Origin of the sequence: Thalassolituus sp. UBA3500, from assembly GCF_002377545.1 — a bacterium.
Classification (GTDB): domain Bacteria; phylum Pseudomonadota; class Gammaproteobacteria; order Pseudomonadales; family Oceanobacteraceae; genus Thalassolituus.
This window is the reverse complement of record NZ_DFQB01000055.1, coordinates 116861-126184: the sequence shown is the minus strand read 5'-3', so window position 1 is coordinate 126184 and position 9324 is coordinate 116861. Positions and strand designations below refer to the sequence as shown.

9 protein-coding genes are annotated in these 9324 nt (G+C 52.0%); 2 read left to right on the top strand and 7 right to left on the bottom strand.

Annotated elements, in window-relative coordinates:
* A partial coding sequence (locus tag B2R29_RS13635) for a LysM peptidoglycan-binding domain-containing protein (protein ID WP_301181567.1) occupies window positions 1–2859 on the top strand: 2859 nt, incomplete at its 5' end.
* A 126-nt stretch (window positions 2860–2985) separates the two neighbouring features.
* Here the strand turns inward: B2R29_RS13635 and B2R29_RS13630 are convergent.
* The 7 genes from B2R29_RS13630 to B2R29_RS13600 form a co-directional block, all read right to left on the bottom strand.
* Window positions 2986–3369, bottom strand: coding sequence for a RidA family protein (locus B2R29_RS13630; RefSeq protein WP_301181566.1), 384 nt, complete (start codon window positions 3367–3369; stop codon window positions 2986–2988).
* Between the two features lie 29 nt (window positions 3370–3398).
* Window positions 3399–5531: a bifunctional GTP diphosphokinase/guanosine-3',5'-bis pyrophosphate 3'-pyrophosphohydrolase gene (gene spoT, locus B2R29_RS13625; protein ID WP_301181565.1), complete on the bottom strand. Its 2133-nt coding sequence runs from the start codon at window positions 5529–5531 to the stop codon at window positions 3399–3401.
* Between the two features lie 25 nt (window positions 5532–5556).
* Window positions 5557–5817 (bottom strand): DNA-directed RNA polymerase subunit omega, encoded by a 261-nt coding sequence (rpoZ, locus tag B2R29_RS13620; protein WP_068436292.1) that lies wholly within the window; start codon window positions 5815–5817, stop codon window positions 5557–5559.
* Window positions 5818–5902: 85 nt separating this feature from the next.
* Window positions 5903–6532 (bottom strand): guanylate kinase, encoded by a 630-nt coding sequence (gene gmk / locus B2R29_RS13615; RefSeq protein ID WP_301181564.1) that lies wholly within the window; start codon window positions 6530–6532, stop codon window positions 5903–5905.
* Between the two features lie 40 nt (window positions 6533–6572).
* Window positions 6573–7373, bottom strand: a complete 801-nt coding sequence (locus B2R29_RS13610; RefSeq protein ID WP_301181563.1) for a DODA-type extradiol aromatic ring-opening family dioxygenase — start codon at window positions 7371–7373, stop codon at window positions 6573–6575.
* A 19-nt stretch (window positions 7374–7392) separates the two neighbouring features.
* Complete coding sequence (locus B2R29_RS13605; RefSeq protein WP_301181562.1) at window positions 7393–8319, bottom strand: glutathione S-transferase family protein; 927 nt, start codon at window positions 8317–8319, stop codon at window positions 7393–7395.
* A gap of 84 nt (window positions 8320–8403) precedes the next feature.
* Entirely contained in the window at window positions 8404–8868 is a 465-nt protein-coding gene (locus B2R29_RS13600; protein WP_301181561.1) for a DoxX family protein, read from the bottom strand.
* Window positions 8869–9013: 145 nt separating this feature from the next.
* Here B2R29_RS13600 and B2R29_RS13595 point away from each other — a divergent pair.
* Window positions 9014–9324: LysR family transcriptional regulator (locus B2R29_RS13595; protein ID WP_301181560.1), on the top strand; the 311-nt coding region annotated here is incomplete at its 3' end.

Below are 9324 nucleotides of genomic sequence, written 5' to 3'. Positions count from 1 at the left end.
GATGCTGGTACTGGCGATGATGCAGTGACGATTAATGATGCCAACTCAACGTTGACGGGTGCAGACAATGCACTGAACACGGCAAACTATGAGTTCACCTCGATTGAAGTTGCAGACCTGCAAAGCAATGCGCTGACGGGTACCGCTGGTGCCGATACCTTCGACGTGACTGGCGCTAACGCATTGACGTCAGCAGATATCGACTTCACTAATGTTGCCTCGGTTAATGCGGAAAATGGCGATGACCAGGTCAACACCAATGGTGCGACTCTGACGAGTGAAGCAGGTACCGCGGTTGATAACGCCCTGACGACTCAACAGATCGCATTTACTTCGGTAGAGAACCTCGATCTGGCGAACGGCACGCTGATAGGCAGTGATGCGGCGGATAGCTTCGAAGTGACAGGCACTGCCCTGACTGCTAACGACATCAATGTCACTAACGCTGACTCTGCAATTAGTGCGGGGACCGGTGATGATGCTTTGACGGTTAATGATGCCAACTCAACGTTAACCGGTGCAGATAATGCACTGGATACAGCGAGCTATGAGTTTACGTCTGTCGAAATGGCTGACCTGCAAGGTAATGCTCTGACTGGAACCACAGGGGCCGATACCTTTGATGTGACGGGTAGCAATGCTCTGACCTCCGCCGGTATTGATTTTACCGACCTTGCAGCTGTCGATGCTCTGGGGGGAGATGATCAGGTGAATACCGACGGGGCTACTTTGGTGAGCGACGCAGGTACCGCGAGCGATAACGCATTAGAAACTCAGGGCATCGCATTCACGAATGTGGACTCTGTCGATCTTGCTAATGGTGCTCTTACGGCTACTGATGCAGCAGAGACCTTCAACACCGGTGCAACGTCGGGTCAGGTTGAAGTGAATGATATGACTATTACTTCGGTAGCAACCATTGATGCTGGTGACGGTAATGACTCTCTGGTCGCTGCCAATGATGCTGTGGTTGCCCTGAATGGCACCGAGCTTGGCTTGATCGCATCTGACATCGTCTTCAGCAACCTTGAAGCCGCGGGCTTGTCATCGGGAGCACTGAATGGCACCGCGGCCAACGATGAGTTTGCGTTAGTTGGGGAGAATCAGTTCTTCAGTAACGGCATCCTGTTCAGTGACGTCGCGAATGTAGATGGCGGCACGGGCACCGACAGTATCACCACATCCGCTGCGACCTCGGCGGAGCTGACGGTTACCGATAATGCCCTGGTGGCACAGTCTATCCGTTTCGATGCGATTGAATCCGCCGATCTGTCTGGCGGTACCTTGAATGATGTTGCTGCTCAGACTGAGATTTTCACGCTGGGAGACGAGTCTGCTTCTGTAAGCACTAAAGAAATTCTGTTCACCTCAGTGAGTCAGGTTTCGGCGAATACCGATGATCAGATTCAGGGTTCCACCGGCGATGATACCTTTACGATCCGCAGTGATGAGCAGGTTGCGGCTAACGACATTCTGTTCGATGGACCGCTGACACTATTGGGCTCCGACGGTGACGACACCCTGATCAATGAAATTGACGGTGTGCGTTGGGTGATTAATGCGGTTGGCAACGGTATTAACCAAGTGGGTAAGTTTACCTTCAGCCAGTTTGAATCTCTGTTCAATAATGCGGGTGATCTTGATCTCGCGACGTCGATGCAGGCTGATTTCAACGGTGAGAGTGTTTCCTTTGGTGATAACACCATGACTCTGAACTTTGATGGCTCCGAGAATGTAGAGTTGCTGTCTACTTATGGTTCAGGGACTGCTGCTCAGGCAGAGGGTGACCCAATTGCGATCACAGGTTCTGTCACTGCCGATGAATTATTGATTCTGAGCTACGGTGATATTGAACTGCGGACTGACATTAACCTGATCTCTATTGAGACGCTTAATGGCCAATCCATTGATGTCACCATGATTCAGAATGGCGACCTTGTGATTCGCAATATCGCTATCGAAGGAGGGACCCTGGTTCTTGATAGCCTGGTCGCAGGCACAGGTGCCTTGACGTCCGAGACTGTTAACACCACGGACGTGTCGGCACTCAATGCATACATTGGTACGGGTGAGTCGGGCGTAGCGGGTGCCGGTGAATGGGCGAGTATCGGTGAGACTAACAACCAGTTGACGTTCGAAGTTGCGCTCAGGCTCGACCTCGAAGCGATTACGTTCGTTAGTCCGTTCTTCCCGAACGGCGCGCCATTGGTCTACAACACTGAAGGTACAGAAACCGACTCTCTGATCAGCTCACAGTCGCCTGCGCTGGTTATCGTTGATAGCGTTGGTGACTTCTCGCAGCTGAATCCTGCGGTATTTGAAGCACTGTCTCCATTTATTGCTGATGCGAATGCTGTTGCTGGCTCAAGCGGCTACTACGCGAGCAGCGACGTACCTTCGACGTTGGATACTGAGTTGCTGGCGTCATTGCTGGCATCGTACGAGCCAACGGCCTCGGGTTCGCCGGAAGGCTATCAAGTCGGTGATGAGGAAGAAGACGAAGATGCTCAGGCGTCAGGCTCTGGTATTAACACCGATGAGGAAATCCGTGTTGCATATTCAGATACTGGCGAAGTTCTGGGTGTGGTTCAGAATTATGTCTTCAAGGCGGGTGACTCGTTGTGGAAACTTTCTGAACGCTTCCTCGGAACCGGTTACGCATGGAACTCCATCATGCAGCAGAATCCTGAGATTGAAAGCCCATCGAGCATCAAGAATGGTACGGTAATTCGTGTGATTAAGTCGGTCAGCGACGATGTTGCACAGGCAATTCAGCAGGCTCTGGACTCAGGTCTGGGTGTTAAGAAAGGCAATACTGTTACCTTCCCGGTGGATGCAAGATCACAGCTAAATATGTGATCCTGCACACCTTGATTAGCCTGCCGCTGAGCGTTTGCGGCAGGCAGTAAAAGGCAGATAACAAAAAAGCCCCGCTCTTTCTGAAGAGCGGGGCTTTTTTATGGATGCTGCCCTGACTGAAACGTATTAATCGATTTCCAGTACGCCGTCCATTTCTACGCCAACCGCTTTGGGTAATTCTTTAACGCCGATGGCTGCACGCGCAGGGTATGGCTGCTCAAAGTATTCCGCCATGATGGCATTTACAGTCGCAAAGTTGCTCAGATCGGTAAGGAATATATTAAGTTTGGCGATCTGTTGCAGTGAGCCGCCAGCGGCTTCACAAACCGCGCTCAGGTTTTTAAACACCTGATGGATCTGGGCTTCAATACCGCCTTCAACGATTTCCATGGTTTCTGGGATGAGAGCTATCTGACCAGACAGGTAAACCGTGCTGCCCACTTTAACGGCCTGTGAGTAGGTACCGATGGCTTGAGGTGCTTTGTCGGTAGAAATAATTTCGCGACTCATGGGAATCCTTTGTTCTGGTTAGGTTTGGGTTACTGATTAGCTTTGGGATATTTTATGCGCACGATTCTCGAGACGCCGCGTATCGTTCTCAGGCGGCGTATCGTGCGTGCGAGATGCTTGCGGCCCTGAACACTCAAGGACAGATAAGTAACGCTGAGGCGGGCGTCCTGTTCTTCTACGCTGATTTTCTCAATGTTGGCTTCCGCCTGGTTTATCGCTGCAGCAACATCCACAATGATGCCCCGACGGTTCTCCATGTATACTTTGAGGTCCACTGTAAACTCGCTGCTGATCTCTTTATCCCAGCTCAGGAATACGCACTTCTCAGGGTTGTCGCGATACTCTTCTACATTGCGGCAGCTTTCGGTATGAATAACCAGTCCACGCCCTGAGCTGACGTGCCCCAGAATCGGATCACCCGGAATCGGGCTGCAGCATTTCGCGAAGCTGACAACCAGACCTTCGGTGCCTTTAATTGCAAGGCGCGAGTTATCCTGGATCGAGTTCAGATCAATATCGGTATCGCGATTGGCAACGAGCAGGCGACGAGCCATCAGTGGTGCCATGCGGTTGCCTGCACCTATGTCTTCAAAGAGATCCTCGAGCGCCTCTTTCTCTGTTTCTTTCAGAACCAGTTCGACATGCGCCGCGTCGATATCTTCCATGGTCTTACCCAGCGCGCTGAGTGCTTTATTGAGCAGGCGCTTACCAAGCTCAACAGATTCAGAACGGCGCTGAGTTTTAAGATAATTACGGATGTTCGAGCGGGCTTTACCGGTAACAACAAAATTGAGCCACGCCGGATTTGGCTGCGCATTTGGCGCTGTGACCACTTGAATCGTCTGGCCATTCTGTAAGCGCGCACTCAATGGAGCCAGCTGCTTATCGATGCGACAGGCAATACAGTGATTGCCAACATCGGTATGTACCGCGTACGCAAAATCGACTGCCGTGGAACCTGCGGGTAGTTCCATAATTTTGCCTTTCGGCGTGAATACGTAGATTTCTTCCGGGAAAAGGTCGACTTTAACGTGTTCAACAAATTCAATCGGCGAGCCTGCATTTTTCTGCAATTCAAGCAGACTCTGGACCCACTGACGGGCACGTTGGGTGCCGCTTGTCTGATCGCTTTCGCTCTTATAAAGCCAGTGGGCCGCAATACCATGGTTGGCCATGGCTTCCATATCTTCGGTGCGGATCTGGATCTCAATGGGCACGCCGTTCTGACCGATCAGTGTGGTATGCAGTGACTGATAGCCGTTGGTCTTCGGAATAGCGATGTAATCTTTGAAGCGCCCAGGGACGGGCTTATACAGGCCATGCATAGCACCGAGAATGCGGTAACAGTCGTCGACGGAGTCGGTGACGATACGGAATCCGTACACATCCATAATGTCACTCAGCGATTTACGCTGGTCGCGCATCTTGCTGTAGATGCTGTACAGGTGCTTCTTACGGCCAAATACCCGGGCAGAGACGCCGCACTCGCTTAATCGGTTACGGATACTGGCGGTGATATTTTCTACGACTTCGACACGATGCCCACGTGCGGCTTTTACTGCCTTGCGGATCATCTCGGAGCGCATTGGGTAGATAGCTTCGAAACACAGCTCCTCCATCTCAACCCGTACGCTGTTCAGACCAAGGCGGTTGGCGATAGGGGAGTAGATATCGAGTGTTTCGCGGGCAATTCGGCGGCGCTTCTCAGGCTTGAGAGACCCCAGTGTCCGAAGGTTGTGCAGTCGGTCGGCGAGCTTAACCAGAATAACGCGGATGTCTTTGGCCATGGCCATCGCCATCTTCTGGAAGTTTTCAGCCTGTTGTTCTTCTTTGCTTTCGAAGTGAATGTGCGTGAGCTTAGACACACCATCCACGAGATCGGTCACTACATCCCCGAACTGAGCGGCCAGCGCGGCTTTCGGTACACCGGTGTCTTCAATAACGTCGTGTAGCATCGCAGCCATCAGACTCTGATGGTCGAGGTGCATCTCGGTAAGAATATTGGCGACGGCCAGGGGGTGAACAATGTAGGGCTCGCCGCTGCGGCGGCGTTGCCCTTCATGTGCCTGTTCCGCGTAAAAGTAGGCACGACATACCTGTTTGATCTGACTATGGCTCAGATACTGGGTAAGTCGCTCAGATAACGCATCAATGGTTGGCACTAATATGCTCTATAAGAAAGGTCTATCAGAATTCCTGATGACGGGTCTGTGCTTCGAACTCGGCGTTTGCACGAGCGGCTTCTTCCTGTGCTGCCATAGTCGCAGGAGTCACCAGGTCGTCAGCAATTTCACGCAGAGCAAGTACAGTCGGCTTGTCGTTCTCTTCGGCAACCATAGGTTCCGCGCCATCAACCTGCATCTGGCGGGCACGCTTGGCGGCCAGCATCACGAGTTCAAAGCGGTTATCAACGTTTGTCAGGCAATCTTCAACAGTTACGCGAGCCATGGTTTTTCCTATGTGCGAATTAAATTCAGTGGAACCTTCTATTGTATTCGATTCCAGCGATAAAGGAAGAGGTCAGGTGAAAATCTCAGTCATTACCCAGCAGATCTTTGAGAGTCTGGGCGTGTCTTGCCTGTTGTGCCTCAAGGCGGTGACGACGGGCAATGATGATGGCGCGTAGTTCTTCGAGGGTATTATTGAAGTCATCGTTGATGATCAGATAGTCGTATTCGCCATAATGACTCATCTCGCTGCGGGCATCGCGCATACGGCGCTGGATGATCTCGTCGCTGTCCTGGCCACGATTCTGAAGGCGCTGCTCCAGCGCTGCGATGGATGGTGGTGCAATGAACACCGATATAGCTTCGGGCATTAGACGGCGCACCTGCTCTGCCCCTTGCCAGTCAATCTCCAGAATAACATCTCGACCTGCTTCGAGCTCTGACTCGACCCAGCGCTGTGACGTCCCGTAGTAGTTATCGAATACCTGAGCGTGCTCCAGGAAAGCGCTTTCGCCGATCAGGTGCTCGAACTCTTCTTTACTGACGAAGTGATAGTCTTTGCCATCCACCTCACCCGGGCGTGGTGCACGGGTGGTGTGGGACACTGATACGCCAATGTATCCAGTGCTGTCGAGCAGGGCCTTTACCAGGCTGGTTTTACCTGCGCCCGACGGGGCGGAGAAGATAAACAGGGTTCCGGTAAATGATTTAGCCATGCTGATCCAGTCGTTGTAGTGGTTGGCCTGACAGTATACCTCAGGCTGTCCATGCGTACATGCCGGAAGCCTTGCCAAGGATCGTGGTGGCGATGTATTCGTCTGCAGCACGTCCGGCGATACCGTAGCAGACATGCAGAGGTAAAAGATGCTCCTCGCGTGGGTGGCAATAGCGGGCGCTCGGCGCTTCAGCCCAATGTTGAAGTCGTTTCCGTCGTTCCTCTTCTGGCAGCTCTTTGCTCATACAGGTCTCCTCCAGCCAATTCTGAAATGCAGCATTGGCAGCATGCATGTCTGGGCTTTCGGGGATAAAGAAGGCGCGCATGTTATGAAAGGAAAAGCCGGAGCCTATGATCAGCAAGTCGTCATAGTCCAGACCCTGTAAGGCTTCGCCAATCCGAAGGTGCTCGTCAGGATTAAGGCCTTTGACCAGCGACAACTGTATCGCCGGAATATCGGCCTCCGGATACATCAGCATCAGTGGGGTATACAGGCCGTGGTCGTACGGACGCTCGGGACTGCTCTCGGCGGCTATCCCTGCATCCATCAGAGCTGAAACAACTTTGTCGGCGAGCTCTGGTTCTCCCGGAGATGGATACTGAAGCTGATAAGCCTCGTCTGGAAACCCCTCATAGTCATACATCATCCCCGGCTTGCTGGCCGAGGTAACCGTGGGGTGGTTCGCCTCCCAGTGCGCACTGATCACCAGAATCGCTTTTGGACGTGGTAGTTCTTCAGCGAGTTTCTTTAACGTACTTATCATTTCGGCATGCCCAGGGTCGCCGAGAACAGGCAAAGGGCCGCCGCCGTGAGAGATAAAAACGGTATTTATTTTTCTCATAAAAACTCCTTCCTGAAGGTCAGAGGTTAAGTGGCCCGACCGGTACGATGCCTGTCGGATTCAGCGCTTTTACAGAGTAATAACCGGCTTTAATATGATCAGGAAAAACCGTGCTTCTCACACCCGGTAAATCCAGAGCTCTCTTCATGTAAGCATGAAGGTTGTGCATTTCTTTCAGCGTATTCCGGTTGCATTTGAATAAACCATGATAGGGCAGGTCGAAGCGAATCAGGGTGACGAATACGCGTATGTCAGATTCGGTAAAATCCTCGCCCAGAAGATAGGTCCGTCCATCACTGAGCTGCTTTTCAAGCTGGTCCAGCGTAGAAAATACGTGCTGATATGCCTCTTCGTAGGCGAGCTGGGTAGTCGCAAAGCCCGCTTTGTATACTCCATTATTCAGGCTCTCGTAGGTCTCACTATTCAGAGCATCAATGTCGTTTTGCAGGTGTTCAGGATATAAATCCAGAGCGTCAGCGTCGCTGGTGAAGTCATCAAATGCATGGTTCAGCATACGTAGAATATCGGCTGATTCATTATTAACGATGGTGCGATTTTTCTTATCCCACAATACAGGTACGGTAGCACGACCGGTAAATTCAGGGTCTGCGCGGCTGTATATTTCATGCATGTAGGTTGTGTCATCAAAAGGATCTGGCTCTGCGTCTTCAAAGCCACCGAATTGCCAGCCCTGGTCAGTGAGTTTTGGGTTCACGACAGTCACTGAAATAACATTTTCGAGACCTTTCAGGGTTCTTGCCATTAGCGTGCGAGAAGCCCAGGGACAAATATAGGCAACATAAAGATGATATCGCCCTGCTTCCGCCGGAAAATCCGGGTCGCCTATCTGGTGTCTGAAAGAAGACGTCTGACGAACGAAGCGCCCGTCTTCATCCTTGTTCTGAACGGGTTGCCAGTTTTCCTGCCAGATACCATTGACTAACATAATACGCCTGCCTTGCTTCTGCTCTTTATAGATACACCGGACGCGTGCGTCCGGCGGTTAATGTGAAAGATGAAATGACTCGTTTTATGCAAACGATGGTTGGGCCTTCTGTAGGCGCAGTTTCTCTGAAATAACCTGATCAACAGACAGGCTGCCCGCGCCCTGAACCACCAGAGCGATACTGACGACGAAGAGTGTCAGTGCATATTCGTAACCGTTGTTCGCCATAAACAGGCCATTACCAATGTGAACGCTGAAAATCGCAATCAGCATGGTAAAGGCGGTCAGAAGCGCCGCTGGGCGGGTCAGAAGACCAACTGCCAGCGCAAGGCCACCAAAGAACTCTGCGCTACCTGCAAGCAGGGCCATCAGGAAACCCGGCTCTAAACCAATACTGGCCATCCACTGACCGGTGCCTTCGAGGCCGTAACCGCCAAACCAACCGAACAGCTTTTGTGAGCCGTGGGCTGCCAGGATAAGTCCAACCGGGATACGAAGGATAAGAGGAGCGAGGCCAGCATTGGATTCGAAGATTTTCTGAATGTTCATAGTACGTCTCCTGTGGAGTTCTGCGTAAGTGATGTGTGTACTTTACGCCTTGCTCTCTCGTTGATTAATAGGGTTTCGGTTGTCTTATTATCAATAATTTGTTGATAATTGGATGTAATTATGGGTTGTCGTTATAGGGGAAGATATGGATCGGATAGAGGCGATGCGCACGCTGGTCAGCGTGATTCATGAGGGCAGCTTTACCCGTGCGGCAAATCGTCTGGCAATGTCGCCGCAGCTGGTGAGTAAGTATGTGGCGCAACTGGAGGAGCACCTCGGCGTACGGCTTCTGAACCGCACAACGCGGCGAATCCATCTGACCGAGGCCGGAGAGCGCTACGTTCAGCAGGCTCAGCAGATACTGTCAGATATCGACGATATGGAGAGTCAGACTGGCGATCTGCAGGCGCAGGCGCGGGGCCTGCTGAGAATTGCAGCGCCGGTGTCGTTCGCGAT

What these genes read in the sequence shown, in the direction of transcription:
- B2R29_RS13630 (WP_301181566.1), bottom strand. Translation starts at nt 3,369, where the DNA reads ATGAGTCGCGAAATTATTTCTACCGACAAAGCACCTCAAGCCATCGGT.
- rpoZ (WP_068436292.1), bottom strand. Translation starts at nt 5,817, where the DNA reads ATGGCTCGCGTAACTGTTGAAGATTGCCTGACAAACGTTGATAACCGC.
- gmk (WP_301181564.1), bottom strand. Translation starts at nt 6,532, where the DNA reads ATGGCTAAATCATTTACCGGAACCCTGTTTATCTTCTCCGCCCCGTCG.
- B2R29_RS13610 (WP_301181563.1), bottom strand. Translation starts at nt 7,373, where the DNA reads ATGAGAAAAATAAATACCGTTTTTATCTCTCACGGCGGCGGCCCTTTG.
- B2R29_RS13605 (WP_301181562.1), bottom strand. Translation starts at nt 8,319, where the DNA reads ATGTTAGTCAATGGTATCTGGCAGGAAAACTGGCAACCCGTTCAGAAC.
- B2R29_RS13600 (WP_301181561.1), bottom strand. Translation starts at nt 8,868, where the DNA reads ATGAACATTCAGAAAATCTTCGAATCCAATGCTGGCCTCGCTCCTCTT.